This is a genomic window from Fulvivirga sp. M361 (genome assembly GCF_007097395.1).
Classification (GTDB): domain Bacteria; phylum Bacteroidota; class Bacteroidia; order Cytophagales; family Cyclobacteriaceae; genus Fulvivirga.
Genome location: NZ_VKDC01000050.1, coordinates 1 through 17572, shown reverse-complemented (window position 1 = coordinate 17572; position 17572 = coordinate 1). Strand labels below are relative to the sequence as shown.

The following is a 17572-nucleotide window of genomic DNA, read 5'->3' as shown; positions in this document are numbered from 1 at the left end:
GCTTAAAACGTTTCAGGGGTAAATTCCCATAGTTCTACAAAGTCTTCAGAGTTGTTAAACGAACTTCCATTTATAATGTAAGCGCGCTTACCAACCACAAAAACCTGGGCCGCCAATGTAGCTGACCCTACAAACTCGGTAAGCAGATCCCAATTATCCTGTGACGGATTATATTTCCAAAAATCCTTGATCCCGGTATTCCCGTTCCTGCCCAGACCAATATAACCATTGCCATTAAGACTGAACCCTATACCACCCTCCATATTAGCGCTTGGCACGGGCGCACCTACCTGGTCCCAGGAATCTGATGACTGATTGTAAGACCAAAAATCATTTAATCTGGTATTTGTATCAAAATCATACCCCTGCCCTGCATAACCTACATCATCAATAACGAATCCGACCGCAGCACCTCTCTTGACTCCCCCAAAGTCATTCATTTGCATCCAATCGTCATTCGTAATAGAATACCTCCAAACCTCACGACTGATAAAATTCTGAAAGCCGGTGCATAAATAAACATCGCTTCCGAGCGTCAAAATGACTGGAAAGAGGAGTGAACTGTTGGGATAATCTTTTTTTTGGGTCCAGTTATTGGTAACAGGGTCGTATTCCCAAAAGTCTGTACCGGAACTACCACCAAGTACATAACCTTTGCCACCAGCTTCAAATCCAAAAGCTCCTGCTCTGGCAGGAATAGTATTGTTTGACACTAACTCTGTCCATGTATCACTACCTGCACTATACTTGTAAAACGTCGATGTGATATTACCATTACCGATGCGTCCGGTACCGAAATAAATTTCACCATTCAAAACGAAGCCGGTGCCATTTATGGCTCCATCCGGGTGAGGTGTTTTTTCAACAAAGAATGGCAGGACCTCGAAATTAGTTATTGCCGGTACTCCCCGGCTCGAAACATTTAATTCCAGATCACCTTCTTCCAATGGATTAGGCGCCAGCACTTCCAATCGATCACCAGTGACACCCACTATTTCTGCCTTTTGAGTTCCGAAAGTAACGACCGTATTTTCTGTAAAATTGCTTCCTGATATGACAATAGTGGAACCGGGCACAGCAGCATCCGGGCTTACCGAAGCTATGGAAGCGTCTACACGTACAATTTCCAATTTACTACAACCGAGAACTATGGACGCAGTTAGCAGCCATGTTACTATTTTCTTCATGTTAAAAAGTTGCTTTTAAGCCTGCCAACGGAGTTCTGCCATCTGCTGACATGGTCAAATTCCAATCCATCACAACTTTCCTCCTTATCACCAGCCCTTCTTTTTCATTCTTTTTTCCTCTGATATACACCCCTACCACATCTGCCGCCCAGGCCAGGATGGCCAATGTCCTCAATGTTTTAAACGTATTGAATTTTCCATCGGCATCGTCGAAAGCGGAATTTGCCGCTTCCGGATCTGTCGCATTCAAATAATCATCATAAGAGTTTTTAGCTCCGGAACGCGAAACAAGCGCCGCTCCCATCAATCCCCACGTACCAGCTGTTATCAACCAGTAGTTTTTTCCCATTCTGGCCTTTGTATCTCCCCAGCCGGGTATAAGTACCGAATACAACGCAGCTTTTGGCCCCATTAATTGAGAGCCCGTTGAAACAGTCATGGGTTTTGCACGAATTGAGAATACGAGGTTCTCGCCTGTAAATTCTTTATCCTCATAGAAGTAGTTCCAATAAATCTTTTTGTACGACCCCGGCTGTACCTGGATACCAACATCCCCACTCACTCTTTCAGCTGGCCCTTTGAAAGTCTTACCTCCGTCATTAGAATAGTATAATGTAACTGTGTATGGCCTATTATCCGAATTGGGTTTGAGGTTATAAATTACTTCAATCGTATTGTTCGGTTCGTCAAGTACCGCATCTACAAAATCCACCTTTTCATTCTGTGCCTGTGTGATGATTGTGGATATAGAAAGCAAAGTGGTAATGAAAAGTGCGAGTATATTGCCGTTCATCAAATTGTTTTTCCATACAATTTAAATACAAAATACTGGTAATCAATATCTTTTGAAACTTATATTTTGAACAATCTAACAAAGGCTGGTAATGTTATCTGATTATCGCCTGAGCACTTAGTTGTGGTAATAACCAAACCATAACAAGAAAATAAGGAGACGGATATTACGAGTTAAGAATAATATTAGAGATAAATGCTGATATACTTATTCAACCAGGAAAATGACCCGGTTTTAGTTGTAGGTAATCCTGTAAACAAGCCCTGCATAATCGTCACTCAACAAAATCGATCCATCCGGCATCTCTAATATATCAACGGGTCTTCCCCATTGGTCTTGACCAATGTCCTCAAGCCAACCGTCAATAAACACTTCGGCACTCGTGGCACGATTACCCTCTATATGTACCCGCATGACCCGGTATCCTACTTTTTTCGATCGGTTCCACGAACCATGCTGAGCAACAAGTACATCGCCATTATATTCTGTAGGAAACATATCGCCTCTATAGAATTTCATACCAAGAGGTGCAGTATGAGCGCCAAAATTCCATACAGGTCGCTCAAAATCACTACATGGCCTTTGGGCACCAAATTCCGGGTCTGCAATATCCCCTCCATGACAATAAGGATAGCCGAAATGCTGGCCGTCAGTCTGTAATCTATTGAGTTCACAAGGCGGGTAATTATCTCCCATATGATCTCTGCCATTGTCCGTAAACCACAATTCCCGTGTGTTAGGGTTCCAGTCAAAACCCACCGTATTTCTCACACCTTCCGCCACAATTTCCATATTTGTTCCATCTGCATTCATCCTGGTAATAGAAGCAAAAACCGGTTGCTCACTTTTACAAATATTGCACGGCGCTCCTACTGGTACATATAATTTACCATCCGGGCCGAAAGCTATGTATTTCCACCCATGGTGACTTTCAGTAGGATATTCGTCATAGATCAATTTTGGTTTATCGGGAGCTTTCAACTGACGCTCTATATTGTCAAACTTCCATATTTTACTCACTTCTGCCACATAAAGTGCCCCATCTTTAAAAGCTACCCCATTTGGCATCTTCAAACCGGAGGCCAGGAGGTACTTTTCATCCGCCACACCATTCGCATCTGAATCTTTCAACGCATAGACCTTACCACCATTTCGATTGCCCACATATACCACGCCGGAAGGACTAATAGCAAGAGAACGTGCATTTTCTACTTCTCCAAAAACTGAGATTTTGAAACCTTTTGGCAGATTTAATTTGTGTAATGGATGTTCTGAAGCATTAGGCTCTGTAGATAAAGAATCTTTGATTCCTATATCTTCTCCCCCCCCACTCATGGAGTCACTTTCAGAGCTACATCCTAATGTTAGAGTAAGTAAGGTTATGAAAAAAATTAATACACGCATATTGATCGAGTTCAGTGAAAGACATCCATATACTTACGGACATTGAATTAAATCTAAAGTATTGCATGCATCTATACAACAGTTTTTATACGACTCAAAATAGCACTCGACAAATTTCAGTGACACTCTAATATTTAATGTTATTATTATTCTGACTTTGATTTCATTGATCAGGTGGGATGAAATACCTTTGCCCTTATGCTCGCAATCAATAATTTGTGCTACTACATAGGAGGAAGAGTAATTTATGAAAACGCTTCTCTTCACATAAAACCTAAAGACAAAATAGGTCTGATAGGTTTAAACGGTAAAGGAAAGTCTACTCTGCTTAAGCTTATTAACGGAGACTATCCACCTGACAAGGGTGAAATAAGTAAAAGTAACGAGTGTTCTCTGGGATTCCTGAACCAAGACCTTCTTTCATATCAAAGTCAGGAAAGTATTTTAACGGTATCGATGCTGGCTTTTGAAGAAGCCGTTCAAATACAAAAGAAGATAGATGCTGTTTTGAAGCAAATGGAAACCAATTACACCGACGACCTTGTAGACAAGTTATCAAAGCTGCAAGAGCGCTTCGAAGCACTGGATGGATATAGTATGCAAGCCAGGGCTGAAGAAGTGTTGGAAGGTATAGGTTTTAAGACAACGGACTTACAGCGGCCTCTGCAGGAATTCTCTGGTGGTTGGAGAATGCGTGTAATGTTAGCCAAGCTACTGCTGGAGAAACCTTCTCTGCTCATGCTGGATGAACCAACTAACCACCTCGACCTACCGTCTATTGAATGGATAGAAAATTATTTAAGAAATTATGAAGGTGCGGTGATCGTAGTCTCTCACGACAGGCAATTTCTCAATAATACCGCATCTAAAATAGTGGAGGTAACAGGTGGTGATCTAATCACTTACGAAGGTAATTATGACTTCTATCTGGAAGAAAAAGAGCTGAGAGCTGAGATACAAAAGAACGCTTTTGATAATCAACAGCAAAAGATCAAACAGACTGAAAAATTCATTGAAAGGTTTAGAGCCAAGGCAACAAAAGCGCGTCAGGTTCAATCCAGGGTAAAAGCGCTGGAGCGAATGGATATGATTGAAGATGTGGTAAATGACACCGCAGCTGTAAATTTCCGGTTTAGTTTCAAACAAAAATCAGGAAGACATATCATTAGACTCGAAAATGTGTCAAAAAGTTATGGTGACCTCACCATTTTCAAGAACTCTACAGCACACATAGAACGGGGTGATAAGATTGCTCTTATCGGAGCTAACGGCAAAGGCAAGTCCACTTTGCTAAGGATCATCTCAGGGTCGGAGAGCATAGAAGGCCTTCGGGAGGAAGGGTACAATGTGATCAAAGGGTTTTATGCCCAACATCAGTTGGAAGCCTTAAATGTAAGTAATGAGATACTTGAGGAATTAAAACAGTCTGGTTTGGACAAAACAGAGTTGGAATTACGTCAACTATTAGGCTGTTTCCTTTTCAGTGATGATGATGTATTTAAAAAGATCAAAGTACTTTCAGGAGGTGAAAAATCAAGAGTAGCACTGGCCAAAACACTGATTTCAGAGGCCAATTTCCTTCTTTTAGACGAACCTACCAACCACCTTGATTTTATTTCGGAAAACATTCTCATACAGGCATTACAACAATACCAAGGCACATGTATTGTAGTTTCTCACAATCGTCATTTTGTGTCAGAAGTAGCCAATAAAATATGGTATATTGAAGACACTGAGATAAAAGAATATCCTGGAACCTATGATGAGTACATCTACTGGAAAGACAGCTTAACACCGCCTAAAGAAAGTGAAGAGTCTACTAACGGGATTAAGGTAAAAGAAAAAAGACCAAAGCCAGAGAAACCTAAAACGGACACAGAGCTCAAAAAAGCGGAAAAAGAACTCAGTGCACTGGAATCCCAAATAGATGAGTTCCAATTAAGAATCAAACGGCAAGAAGATCATCTTGCCGATCCAACAGTATACGGAGATGCTGATCAACTTCTAATTGCCAATACCGAGTACGAAACTCTAAAAAAACAATTAGAAGAATTAAATGGACAGTGGGAGGAATTATTTACTCAAATTGAACGCTTACAATCCTGATCAGATCATAAGTATAAGCAAGAAACAAACTCCAGCCACTACCACATACCTTAAAGCCAGCTTCTTAAGTTGTAATTGGTAAGTGCTCATAATATTATTTAATATTCAAAAGATTAAAAAAGTAACTCGATCCTGAGATTAGACTCAGTTCTGATCTTGTGGTTTAAAAAATAATAGTAACTCCATCATTTTCTTACTTTGTTTTTTTTTGTTGACAAAGTTATATTATTTTATTTTTATTTTTAGTAAACATCGTTATTACAATCCGTATGACGCAAATATTGTAATCCAACAAAAGCATTTTTACATGTAATTTATCATGTTTATTATTCCAAACAGTTCTTTCCTAACACATGATAATTTCATTTCCTTGACGATGGCAAAAATTGAACCAAACCATAATAAACTGATAACAAAACAGTTAATAACCACCTACTGGCAACCTCAACTTTACTTTAAATCTCATCTCTTCACATGAACTCCCATGTGGATATAAATTCAAAGAGAAAATGATGAAAATCATATTTAAGAATTTATTCAATTCCATTTGATACTTTTATTTGGCTCAAAAGTTTAATATCATTCAAGTCAGAATAGTCATATTGGTATAACCCATTGGCACCAATCATCATAGCTACATTATTAAATGGAATTATATCAAAAGCTTGTATGTCACTGTAGTGAACCAATTGATTTTTGTCAATGACGCTAACATCACTTGCGTCATACACTTTAAGACCGGAAGCTCCGTCACAAATGAATAAGGCATCTCCCTCTTTTCCCAATCCATGTGGATTATCCATGGCATATGTATGCAAAAGTCTGGGTGTCTTCAGGTCTGAAATATCAATCACCTCCAATTGATTAGTGAACCCTTGACATTCAGTTCCAGACCTAAGTGTAACAAAAGCAAGATCACCATCTACAATGACAGGGTCACAACTATTGACGTGTTGATAATTGGAAATCAGATCAGGTGCTGAAGGATTAGATATATCCATAATATACATACCGTCCTGAGCACCGATGAAAAGTACATCGTTGTTAGGAAAGATCGTTTCAATCCCCCAATTAACAACTGTTTCGTCAGCAGCAGTCATGGCAGAAGGAAGACTAACGTCCACAGGTTGTAGCTTATCGGCATCAATAGCGTAGAGAAAATCACCACTTAGCGCAAACCTTGCCATGGACCCTCCTACTCCAGGGTTAGAAGGAGCTATGGCCGACTGACGGCTAAACCCGGAAGCATCTGCCATAGCCAGGCCACTTTCATAATAAATACCTCCCCATGCTTCAATTCCTTCCGCACAATCAGATTCGATAACATCTACCATTCCTGATTCTTCCCAGTCGGTGACTATGCCTAGCTGCGGATCCGCATAAAATCCGTATGAGTTATACCCATCAAATAAATTCTCAATGCGATCTATTTCATTCGCATTTCTAACATCTGTAATATCAATGGCGATTAGGTCAATATAGCTATCTGTGAACAATACATTTCCCTTTACCGCCAAATCAAAAGAACCGGGAACAGTGATAAATGCTATGGGTGAAGGGTTTGAAGGGTCACTATTATCAATGACATGGATACCTTCATTCGGCTCATTGACAAAAAGCAGGTTATCTTTAAAGAAGATCTTTCCGGTATGTTTAATTTCCACTGGTTCCGTTACGTTGACCGCTGTACGAATCTCTGACAGAGAGGTATAAACAGGCTCCATATAAAAATACTGCGTTTGCTGTTCGCAATCCTCTGTGCACCCACCCGCAAAAAACCCCACAATGATCAACAACGCTATGGACAGAAACCATATGATCTTCTCCTTTTGCCGGATTAATATTTGAAGTATAAGTGCTTTCATTATAAAAGTGATTTATTCGCTTATTCTAAAGACACTTCTTATTAAAGCTAAGTTGGAAACGGACTTGTTTTTATTATTTTTCGATGAATGAGATATTATATGTGATCAAAATCACTTAAGTAAGGATAATCAAACACCAGAATACTCTTTCCTGGAATTAAATAGTTTAAATCATTGTGAAAATATCAGACTTGTTAGTCAATGATATATTTAAAACGAAAGCCCATTTCCATAAAGGTGGGTTTCTCATCATCCCGAGTCGTACGAATGGAATGAACAGATTTTCTTATTTGCGGCATAAGAGATACCTGGTAATTACTACCAAGTTTATAACCTATTTCAGTACTCAACAAACCTGCCACATTGTACTTTCTATATCCACCTCTTCCTGAATAATCCTGAAATTCGGCAAACTCAGTACTGGCTTTTCTACTTAAAAGTACATCATTAGAAAAACCTCCAAGCAGTGTAATTGCCAACTTCCTGTCTAACACAACATATCCTACCTGAAGTGGTACAGAAATCAATTGATACTTATTCTCAACATCATATTCCGGAACGACTAAAACATTTTCCGAGCTGTTTAACACATCTGCATCACTTATTACCAATGGGTTTGAATTTCCAGTACCATCCTGCAAAACGACATTAGAAGTATTAGTTGTATTCCTTTCAATGAAACTTGCTCCGCTTTGAATAATCCAGCGCTGTGCTACTCGCACACCAACATTAAATCCTATATTAAAAGATGTTCCGCTCTGTTCTTCTCCAATGTCCGGTTGCTCAGACCTCCTGGATTGTTCATTATTAAGAAGTGTAAATTGATTACTGGCTTCATTATAATCATAACCGAATAAGTCTTCTACATTGGGAGAAAGTATCGCTGCATTTGCCGTTGTCGGTAAGGGAGACGCTCCTGAAAAGTTAAATTCACCACCTCCCATGCCTAAACCAGCCCAGGCCTTGTTTTTACTTGTTTTTCTATCGTTTGTTTGATTAAATACGTACCAGGGTACCATGGTTAATTCTCTTTCCCGAAGGGAGGCTGTCTCCAACTGAGCCATCAGTTTCTCAAGTTTTTCAGGTACCTGTTCCAGTGAACCCACATTTGGATCACGCCCCATTTTATCGGCATCCTGCAAATGCCTCGGATCTTCAACCAGCTCTTCCAAAGATGCATAAGACGAATTGGACTTTTCTTCACTTATTGCCGTGCTGTAAACGTTCTTACTTTCAACATCAGACAAAACCTGTTTTGTATCGGTAGAAACTCTTTCAGCCGTACGTGTAGAGGTTTGCGTCTCAGCTATCAAAGGAGGGTTTGATCCATCATTTGCATGTATGGCATCAACCATATTAGCAGGCACAGGTCCTTCTGAAGAGATAAGTTCACTTCCTTCTTTCATTTCAGAATTAGTGGCAGCTGCCAGTTGGTTTGCAGTGTTACTTTCAAAAGAAATATTGGGTTGGGCCTTTTCAGTAGTTTCCGGTGCCTGGCTGCTTACCTCGGCCGGAGTACGATCATCTAACTGGTTTTTAGATAGTTTTTCACCTGGTGTTAGTAAACTGGCGTCTTCGAAATAGCCATTGTATAGTCCTATACCTCCAATAGTCATCGCAAAGGCCACAGACGCTGCCGCCAATAATTTAAACACTATTATTTTTTTTCGGAATGAACCATTAGCAGAATTCGCCAGAGCTAATGCCACTCTGTCCCACACGGCTTTTGAAGGCTGTATTTCAGCTCCTTCAAAAGCATTTTCCCATTCCTGCTCAAATTCTGATTTATTCTGTGTGTCCATAACTCATTTTTTCCTCTTTCTGTATCATATCACGGAGCAACATTTTAGCTCTGAAATATTGAGATTTTGAGGTGCCTACGCTTATATCCAAGGACTCGGCAATCTCATTATGATTATATCCTTCCAGTGCATACAGGTTAAATATTACCTGGCAGCCGGATGGCAGCAACTGGATCATTTTTAACAACTCTGAAAAATGAAATCCAGCAAGTGAAAAATCTGACTCAAAAGAGTCCTGCATTTTATCGATATCAACCATGGGAAACATATATAATTTCCGTCTGCAATGGTTCAAAGCCGTATTAATAACAATTCTCTTTATCCAATAAATCAACCTGGACTCTCCCTTAAAGGATTTTATTTTATCGAAGACTTTAATGAATGATTCCTGCAGAATATCTTCTGCTTCCTGGTCGGATTTAGAGTAACGCAAACAGACTACCGTCATTTTCGGAGCAAACTCTTCATAGAGTTTCCGCTGAGACTTACGATCTCCTTTTTTGCAGCCTTCAATCAACGCTTTTTCTGGATCCATATTACAGGTTTGGCCCGGGCTTTGATGTTAAGACACTAAAGCGTTCCATCAGGTTGGAATGATTTAATGAATAAGTAATAAATTTAGAGAAAAAAAGAGGCATTATGCGCTTACTGCTTGGAATCACAGTTTTAATATGCTTATTATCAACCACATCTTATCACCCTTACAAAGGTAAGAAACTCAGATACGAAGATGTATCTTACGAAGAAGAGATAAAAACGGTTCAATTATATCCGAATACCGGTAATCCACAAGATAAGTTACTACCGCCCACAGCTCCTATCAATCAGAACACCTTGTTTTTAGAATTTGATGATCTGGTGGAAGCTCATGAGGAGTATCGGGTCATGCTGATACATTGTAATGCAGATTGGACACCATCACGATTAAAGAGTCTGGATTATCTATATGACTACAATGAATTCAACATCACTACATTTGAATATTCCGTAGATACAAAAATCAGTTATGTTCACTATTCTTTTCGCCTGCCAAGAGTAAAGCTACCCGGAAACTATTTACTCGTAGCTTATCGTGGCTCGAACTCAAAAGACATTATTCTTTCCAAACGATTTATGATATATCAGCGTAATGTGGGTATTAGTGTAACAAGTAATCTTACAGGGGTTACCTCAGCTGACAGGAATAATCAACAGATAGATTTTGAAGTGATCTTCAGTGATTATGAAATAATTAATCCCAGTGAATTTTTTAGTGTAACAATACGTCAAAACGAACGCTGGGATAATGCTATCTTCAACTTAAAACCCCGATTTATACGAGAAAGTCAAGGCATTCTTGAATATCGTTTCTTTGACAGAGAAAATAGCTTTCCAGGTAACAACGAGTATCGCTTTTTTGACCTTAGGTCGCTTCGGTATCCCGGGCAAAATGTAGGGAAAGTAGACATGAAAAGCTATCCGAGTCTGGCATACCTTATGGTAGATCAAACCAGGGAATATCAGGCGTATGCTCAATATGAAGATATCAATGGAGATTTCTATATTCAAAACACAGACACCGGCAACGGACAGGTTCAATCCGATTATGTAACGGTAAGGTTCATGTTGAATGCTGATCGCTTCTTGCCCGGCGACGTTCATGTAATTGGCAAAATGAACAATTACATGTCAGATGCCGAAAGTAAAATGACGTTCAATAAAAGTTCTAATACTTACCAAACAGACATGATCCTGAAACAAGGGTTTTACAATTACCAATACCTGGTTAGAGCAGACACGTTAAGCTCCAGTTACCTGGAAGGTAATCACTACGAAACGGAAAACGGTTACGAAATCATGGCATACTATCGCCCTATGAATCTGGGTGCCGACCTGTTAGTGGGATATACACAAGTGACTCTTAACCCCAGGAACTAACGTTATGAGATCACATTAGCCTCATCTCCTAAATTACATAACGACAAGATCACTTACAGCAAAAGAAATTATGCCATCTATTCTATTTAACAACAGATGATAAAAAAGCATTATTCTAAAGTATAAATCGAAGTTACAGAAAACTAGGCCTGTGCCAGATTGAACTCATACTTCAGCACCCGTTGATTCGGATTAGTATTAGCTACATCCAACATACCAAAACCTTTATGAGTGAATTTGCCAAGGCCGCTATGAAACACAAACTCCTGTACTTCTTTGGCGGCATAAAGTGTAAACGGAAAAGTATATCCTCTAATCTCATATTTGACATCCTGATCAAATACAGGATAAATACGGGCAAATTTTTTCTGCGCGGCATTCAATCTGGCAAGGTAATTCTTATCTGGCACTAACTGAAATTTATAAAACCCTGCCATTTGCTCTTCTGAAAACATACCAGTGCTCTGCATTCTGGTCATGGTAGACTCATAAAGCAGGTCAGAGAAACTGTCTGTCTCAGGTGGAATAAACCTTTTAGCCGTAGTATCATTAAAAGAAGAACTGAGAATGACTACGGGTGAGATGCAAATAAATTTGGTGTTATCTCCGAACTCGACGCGGTTTTCCAGTTCGACATCTTCCGGTTGAATGACAAGGTTACCAATTTCAACCTGTTCCAACTCAAAAAGATTCATCAGAAAGTAGTCAATGAATTCTTTACTGGGGCTTGATAAAACCAACGTAACTCTTGAGGAATAAAAATGAAGCCCTTTCCTGCTTATTTTAGTCTGTCCTTTAAGTCCTGAGAAATTATAAAGTGAAAAATCCACAAAATCTTTCGTACCCCCTTTCATAAGGATACCCTTGATCATCTGTGCCAACAGGTATTGATGGTGAAAAGGGACATAACTCCCTCTATTTCTTAAAAGAAAAACGATACGGACTCTCACTGCGGTAATTTTTCCTCCCTAAAAAATCAGCGTTACAACCGTCACACTAAGTTATCCTCAAAAAATAAAAAAGCTTATGACCTCACTTATTCAAATAGATGTTCTTATAGACACGATTGCGTCTGTTAAAAATAATCTATAAAACTGAAAATCCAAAAGACTAATGAATAGAAAAGCAGATTTTAGACATTGAACCGGAAATGCATGATGTCTCCATCATCTACAATGTAATCTTTACCTTCCACTGATACTTTCCCTGCCTCCCTGCATGCCAACTCAGATTTATAATTTTGATAATCAGCTAATTTAATTACCTCAGCTCGAATGAAACCCCGTTCAAAATCAGTATGAATCACACCAGCCGCCTGTGGCGCTTTCCAACCGGTACGGATCGTCCATGCCCTCACTTCCTTCTCACCTGCCGTAAAATAGGTAATAAGATCAAGTATTGCGTATGCCGCCTTGATAAGTTTATTAAGGCCGGATTCCTTTAATCCATACTCTGCCAGGAACATTTCCCGTTCTTCTGCATCTTCTAACTCAGCGATCTGGGCTTCTATCGAAGCTGAAACTACCACCATCTCCGTCCCTTCTTCAACAGCTATGGCCCTGAGTTGATCAGCATATTGATTGCCATCCGGCAGAGCGGTTTCCTCTACATTAGCTACATAGATCACCGGCTTAGCTGTGAGTAGTTGTAACTCTCTTTCTATACCTCTGTCTTCTGGGTCGAGATCAATCGAACGAGCATTTTTCCCGGATTCCAGGTGCTTTTTATAGGCTGTTAACGCAGTCATTTCTTTCTTCGCCTGTGCGTCACCGCTTTTAGCCATTTTTTCTACTCGTTGAATTCTCTTTTCTATAGAATCCAGGTCCCTAAGCTGCAATTCTATATCGATCACCTCCTTATCAGCTATTGGATCTACTCTACCATCTACATGTACAATATTATCATCCGTAAAACACCTCACGACATGAGCAATGGCATCTACTTCCCGTATGTTGGCAAGAAATTGATTTCCCAGCCCTTCCCCTTTACTGGCACCTTTTACAAGCCCGGCAATGTCTACAAATTCGATCGTGGTAGGTAATACCTTTTGGGGGTTCACTAACCCTTCTAATATAGTTAACCTTTCATCAGGTACAGTAATCACACCGACGTTAGGTTCTATCGTGCAAAAAGGAAAATTAGCAGCTTCTGCCTTATTATTTGAAATAGCATTAAATAATGTCGACTTACCAACATTTGGTAAGCCTACAATGCCACACTTTAGAGCCATTAAACTTTATTTTTCTGAATTTTAAATATCGCATAGCTTCTATAGCCTTCATACAACTCTGAAAATGACACACGTAATACAGTATAAACGGGTATCGCCGCAATCATCCCTGTAATGCCTGCCAAAGAAGCGCCTGCAAATATAATTATAAAAATTTCCAAAGGATGGGCCTTCACACTTTTTGAAAAAATAAGTGGCTGTAGAAGAATGTTATCCACCAATTGCATAACACCAAAAACAGAAATGATCTTAACGATAAGAAAGAGATATTCACGGGAAGAATCTATATCCAGACCAGTTGACATACCCACCAAAATACCAAATGAAGCGCCTAATAATGGACCTAGATAAGGGATCAAATTGGCTACTGCTGCAAATAAGGCTATTGTCAGGGCGTACTTCACTCCTACAATACTTAACCCCAGTGCTGCTATGCTAAAGACGGAAAACATCTGAAAAAGGAGTCCGATGAGATAGTTGGAAAGCAATCGTTCAATCTTATTATAAGCAGCAATGGTCACTTCAAAATAGCGATTAGGTATAAGGTCAATCAATTTGTTTCTCAATAGCCCCATTTCATAGAGAAAGAAAAAACTAATAAAGCTTACTGCCAGAATACCTACAAAGAACTGTCCCGTAAAGGCTATGATCTCGTTCAGTAAGTTACTGAAGCTGATCCCGGAAATAAAAGAGATAATGTTCTCTCTGAGGTTATTTACGATAAACCCTTCAGGCGCACTGGTAAGATTGTTTTCAATCATAAACAACTCCAGGTTCTTTAATGGAACAGTACTCCGACTGTATAGATCTTCATAGTCCAATGCAGATAGCACTTCGATCTGCTCAGATATCAGTGGAATAAACAGTATGATAAATGAAGAAATTAAGGAAAGCAAAATAAGGAAAGAAACCAATACTGCAACAAGTCGCGGCACCTTAACCTTAAAGATCTGCATTTTTGCTATGTACTGTGTCAGGGGCCTGAGGATAGAACTCAACACAATACTCACTGCTATGTAAATAAAAATATCGGAGAACACCCATGCAAGGCTAATGAAGGCGACTACAATAAGAATAACTATCAGGAGTGTTTTTTTAAGCATAGATGTTTAACAAAAAAGGCCCTATCTAACTAGATAAGGCCCAATTTAATTATTTTTGATACGGAACTAAAACGTAATCAATCCCACTTCAACTCTGTATCAATTTCAGTTTTTTCCATATGCCCGTTCTCAGATGGTTCACGCCGATCAAATTGATCGAAATCCACTTCCGGCATTAGTTCTTCTTTTACATGGTTGACCGTATTATTCAAAGCCTCCATAAACTTGTTGAAATCTTCTTTATATAAAAAGATTTTATGCTTCTCATAAGTAAATCCGTCATCCTTGTATTTTCTTTTGCTTTCTGTGATGGTAAGGTAGTAGTCATTTGACCTTGTGGCTTTCACATCAAAAAAGTATGTCCGTTTGCCTGCTCGCACCCGTTCTGAATATATTTCTTCCCTTTCATTGTTAATATTCTCTTCCACAATCCTGTTAGTTTAATTTATGTATCAACCCTTTCCTAGCAAAACTTGCTCTAAATATAGTATAATATTTATATTTAATGCAAGTGGTACTAGTGAATTGTCAAAACAATTTAGCTTCTTAGCTGTTAAGCGTTTTTTATTTAAGACCTGCCTATGAAATTAGATCTGGAAAAAGTCAAAGATGTAAACAACATTGATTTTCTAGCAAAACAGTTGGTAGAGGGTTTTATAACCGGATTGCACAAATCACCTTATCATGGTTTTTCAGTAGAATTTGCGGAGCATAGACTCTATAATACGGGGGAAAGCACCCGACATATTGATTGGAAAGTGTACGCAAAAACAGATCGTTTATACACAAAAAGGTACGAGGAAGAAACCAATCTGAGATGTCAGATTGTAGTGGACAATTCTTCATCCATGCATTATCCGGTAGATTACAAGGGGAAACTCATCTTCAGTTTATTGGCCGCTTCCGCTATTGCTTACCTGTTACAAAGCCAACGCGATGCGGTCGGTATTAGCACATTTTCAGATAAAATTGAATTTAATTCGGATATAAAGTCTACATCATCTCATCTGAATAAACTATTCATTAACCTTCAGGAATTAGCCCGTGAGCCTGCCAAACATAAGCAAACCTCTGTAGGCAAGATCCTTCATGAAGTGGCTAAAAAAAACAGGAAGAGGTCTCTGATCATTATCTTCAGTGATATGTTCGATAATGAAAATGAGTTAGAAGAAATATTCAAGGGGTTACAGCACCTCAAGCATAATAAGCACGAAGTACTAGTATTTCATGTAACCGATAAAAAAACAGAACTGCAATTCGAGTTTGAAGAAAGGCCGCATGAATTCATTGATTTAGAATCTGGTGACAAGATCAAACTCCAGCCATCCGAGATCAAGCAACATTTCGTTAAAGAAGCACAACAGTATTATACTCATCTGAAACTTCGATGTGCACAGTTAAAAATAGATCTTATTGAGGCTGATATCAGTGAGGATTACAATCAAATATTGAACGCTTATATGATCAAACGGGCTAAAATGAGATAATCATAATGTCCTATCAAGATAAATCAACACCTGGCATCAGCACTCACCTTCAGCTTACAAAGCTACTCATTATGCATCCATGCCTTTTTACCTAGCAGCTCTTCCTCAGTCTCTTCATAGTCAGGATCAGGCACACAGCAATCCACAGGACATACCGCCGCGCATTGAGGTTCCTCATGAAAACCCATACATTCCGTACATTTGCCTGAAACTATATAATAAAATTCATCTGATACCGGTGTCTGATCATCCTTGCCATCTACGATAGTACCGTCTTCCAACTCCACTTCCGATAGCTCTGTTCCACCTGACCAGTTCCACTCGATTCCTCCTTCATAAATTGCCGTATTGGGGCACTCTGGTTCACATGCACCACAATTGATGCATTCATCTGTTATCATTATAGCCATATCTCCAGCTTCCTATTTCCTTTTCAATAAAAATTAAAACCTTTGCAAAGTTAGACACTATATTCATAGCCACAAACAGATATTAAGAGCGAAAGTTTATGACCATCAAGGAGAAAATTAATGTTTTTATTCAGCTAGGTAATCATTTAAAAACTATGCCCCCTGAAGAACTTGAAAACTTACAGGTCGCCGCACGATCCGAAAACAGCTGGTTTGATCCGGATTCGGTCTCAAGTGCTCTATATGGTATTCAATTATTCTTAAATCCAGATTCAATAGAAGAGTTTATAAATCAGTACAACATAAGGGGCAATAACAAATTAATAGGTGTTGTGCTGGCGGGAAATATTCCTGCCGTAGGTTTTCATGACGTTTTTTGCATATTGCTAAGTGGGAATATTGCTGTAATTAAGCCCAGCTCAAAGGACACTGTTATCATGACATACCTTCTCGATCAGTTGACACGATTATCCCCTGGGATATCTGCGTATTTTCGTCTGGTGGATCAGTTGAAAGGGATTGACGCTGTCATTGCCACCGGAAGTGACAATACTTCCCGTTACTTTGAATACTATTTTGGCAAGTATCCCAATATCATTCGAAAAAACAGGACATCAATCGGCATATTATCAGGAACCGAAGGACAAGAAGTGCTAACCAAACTGGGGGAGGACATATTTCTGTACTATGGATTGGGTTGTAGAAATGTATCTAAAATATATGTACCGGAAGGCTATGATTTCAAACCGTTATTCGCTGCTCTCGAACCATATCAGTCTATAATACATCATCATAAATACCATAACAACTATGATTACAACAAGGCCATTTACCTTGTCAACAAAGAACACCACCTTGACAATGGCTTCTTACTTATAAAAGAAGATCCGCAATTGGTATCTCCAATTTCCGTTTTGTTCTACGAAACCTATACCGACCTGGATAACTTAAAAATAACTATTGAACGACAACAGCACAAAATACAGTGCATTGTCTCTGAAAATGGGCACTGGTCAAACAGCCTGACTTTTGGAACAGCTCAATGCCCAACATTAAATGATTATGCTGACGGAATAGATACAATGGAATTTCTGACAGGCTTGTAAAAGCCTGTCTTTATTTATAATGAGCCCATATAACTAATGTATCCCTTCGGTGTTGGGCGTGTATTTAATTATGATTATTTTCTTATAGGCAGTAATTCATGTAACTGGTTGATCTTATACTCAGGGATTTTTCTCAGGGTTTGGGTAAGCCACTCTAATGGG

15 protein-coding genes are annotated in these 17572 nt (G+C 39.2%); 4 read left to right on the top strand and 11 right to left on the bottom strand.

Going from position 1 to position 17572, the window contains the following annotated elements; all coding sequences use genetic code 11:
• Window positions 1-2: 2 nt before the first annotated feature.
• The 3 genes from FNH22_RS29395 to FNH22_RS29385 all read right to left on the bottom strand — a co-directional run bounded on the left by FNH22_RS29395 (window position 3) and on the right by FNH22_RS29385 (window position 3384).
• Window positions 3-1187, bottom strand: coding sequence for an IPT/TIG domain-containing protein (locus FNH22_RS29395; protein WP_143402106.1), 1185 nt, complete (start codon window positions 1185-1187; stop codon window positions 3-5).
• Window position 1188: 1 nt separating this feature from the next.
• Entirely contained in the window at window positions 1189-1980 is a 792-nt protein-coding gene (locus tag FNH22_RS29390; RefSeq protein ID WP_143402105.1) for a hypothetical protein, read from the bottom strand.
• Between the two features lie 234 nt (window positions 1981-2214).
• A complete protein-coding gene (locus FNH22_RS29385) occupies window positions 2215-3384 on the bottom strand; it encodes a sorbosone dehydrogenase family protein (protein WP_143402104.1) in 1170 nt (389 codons plus the stop codon).
• A gap of 198 nt (window positions 3385-3582) precedes the next feature.
• Between FNH22_RS29385 and FNH22_RS29380 the strand changes: the two genes are divergently transcribed.
• Window positions 3583-5490 carry an ABC-F family ATP-binding cassette domain-containing protein gene (locus FNH22_RS29380; protein ID WP_143402103.1) on the top strand — a complete coding sequence of 636 codons (1908 nt, stop codon included), beginning with the start codon at window positions 3583-3585 and terminating at the stop codon, window positions 5488-5490.
• A gap of 533 nt (window positions 5491-6023) precedes the next feature.
• Here the strand turns inward: FNH22_RS29380 and FNH22_RS29375 are convergent.
• From FNH22_RS29375 to FNH22_RS29365, 3 genes are all read right to left on the bottom strand, one after another.
• A complete protein-coding gene (locus FNH22_RS29375) occupies window positions 6024-7355 on the bottom strand; it encodes an LVIVD repeat-containing protein (protein ID WP_143402102.1) in 1332 nt (443 codons plus the stop codon).
• Window positions 7356-7549: 194 nt separating this feature from the next.
• Window positions 7550-9157 (bottom strand): hypothetical protein, encoded by a 1608-nt coding sequence (locus tag FNH22_RS29370; protein WP_143402101.1) that lies wholly within the window; start codon window positions 9155-9157, stop codon window positions 7550-7552.
• Window positions 9141-9692: an RNA polymerase sigma factor gene (locus FNH22_RS29365; protein WP_143402100.1), complete on the bottom strand. Its 552-nt coding sequence runs from the start codon at window positions 9690-9692 to the stop codon at window positions 9141-9143. The genes FNH22_RS29370 and FNH22_RS29365 overlap by 17 nt, the downstream gene beginning before the upstream one ends.
• 104 nt (window positions 9693-9796) lie before the next feature.
• Here FNH22_RS29365 and FNH22_RS29360 point away from each other — a divergent pair, with 104 nt between their 5' ends.
• The gene (locus FNH22_RS29360) at window positions 9797-11074 is read left to right on the top strand and encodes a DUF5103 domain-containing protein (protein ID WP_143402099.1); all 1278 of its coding nucleotides are present in this window, start codon (window positions 9797-9799) and stop codon (window positions 11072-11074) included.
• A gap of 143 nt (window positions 11075-11217) precedes the next feature.
• Here the strand turns inward: FNH22_RS29360 and cas6 are convergent, their stop codons facing one another.
• From cas6 to FNH22_RS29340, 4 genes are all read right to left on the bottom strand, one after another.
• Window positions 11218-12024 carry a CRISPR-associated endoribonuclease Cas6 gene (cas6, locus tag FNH22_RS29355; protein ID WP_185154490.1) on the bottom strand — a complete coding sequence of 269 codons (807 nt, stop codon included), beginning with the start codon at window positions 12022-12024 and terminating at the stop codon, window positions 11218-11220.
• A gap of 182 nt (window positions 12025-12206) precedes the next feature.
• A complete protein-coding gene (ychF, locus tag FNH22_RS29350) occupies window positions 12207-13304 on the bottom strand; it encodes a redox-regulated ATPase YchF (protein WP_143402098.1) in 1098 nt (365 codons plus the stop codon).
• Window positions 13304-14407 carry an AI-2E family transporter gene (locus tag FNH22_RS29345; protein ID WP_143402097.1) on the bottom strand — a complete coding sequence of 368 codons (1104 nt, stop codon included), beginning with the start codon at window positions 14405-14407 and terminating at the stop codon, window positions 13304-13306. Before FNH22_RS29345 ends, ychF begins: the two co-directional genes overlap by 1 nt.
• Before the next feature lie 77 nt (window positions 14408-14484).
• Window positions 14485-14835, bottom strand: coding sequence for a DUF3276 family protein (locus FNH22_RS29340; RefSeq protein WP_143402096.1), 351 nt, complete (start codon window positions 14833-14835; stop codon window positions 14485-14487).
• A gap of 153 nt (window positions 14836-14988) precedes the next feature.
• Here FNH22_RS29340 and FNH22_RS29335 point away from each other — a divergent pair, with 153 nt between their 5' ends.
• Complete coding sequence (locus FNH22_RS29335) at window positions 14989-15894, top strand: DUF58 domain-containing protein (RefSeq protein WP_185154489.1); 906 nt, start codon at window positions 14989-14991, stop codon at window positions 15892-15894.
• Window positions 15895-15956: 62 nt separating this feature from the next.
• On the opposite strand, the gene FNH22_RS29330 is transcribed toward FNH22_RS29335, so the two are convergent.
• Window positions 15957-16304 carry a 4Fe-4S dicluster domain-containing protein gene (locus FNH22_RS29330; RefSeq protein ID WP_143402094.1) on the bottom strand — a complete coding sequence of 116 codons (348 nt, stop codon included), beginning with the start codon at window positions 16302-16304 and terminating at the stop codon, window positions 15957-15959.
• A 98-nt stretch (window positions 16305-16402) separates the two neighbouring features.
• Between FNH22_RS29330 and FNH22_RS29325 the strand changes: the two genes are divergently transcribed.
• Window positions 16403-17410: an acyl-CoA reductase gene (locus FNH22_RS29325; protein ID WP_143402093.1), complete on the top strand. Its 1008-nt coding sequence runs from the start codon at window positions 16403-16405 to the stop codon at window positions 17408-17410.
• Window positions 17411-17572 lie beyond the last annotated feature (162 nt).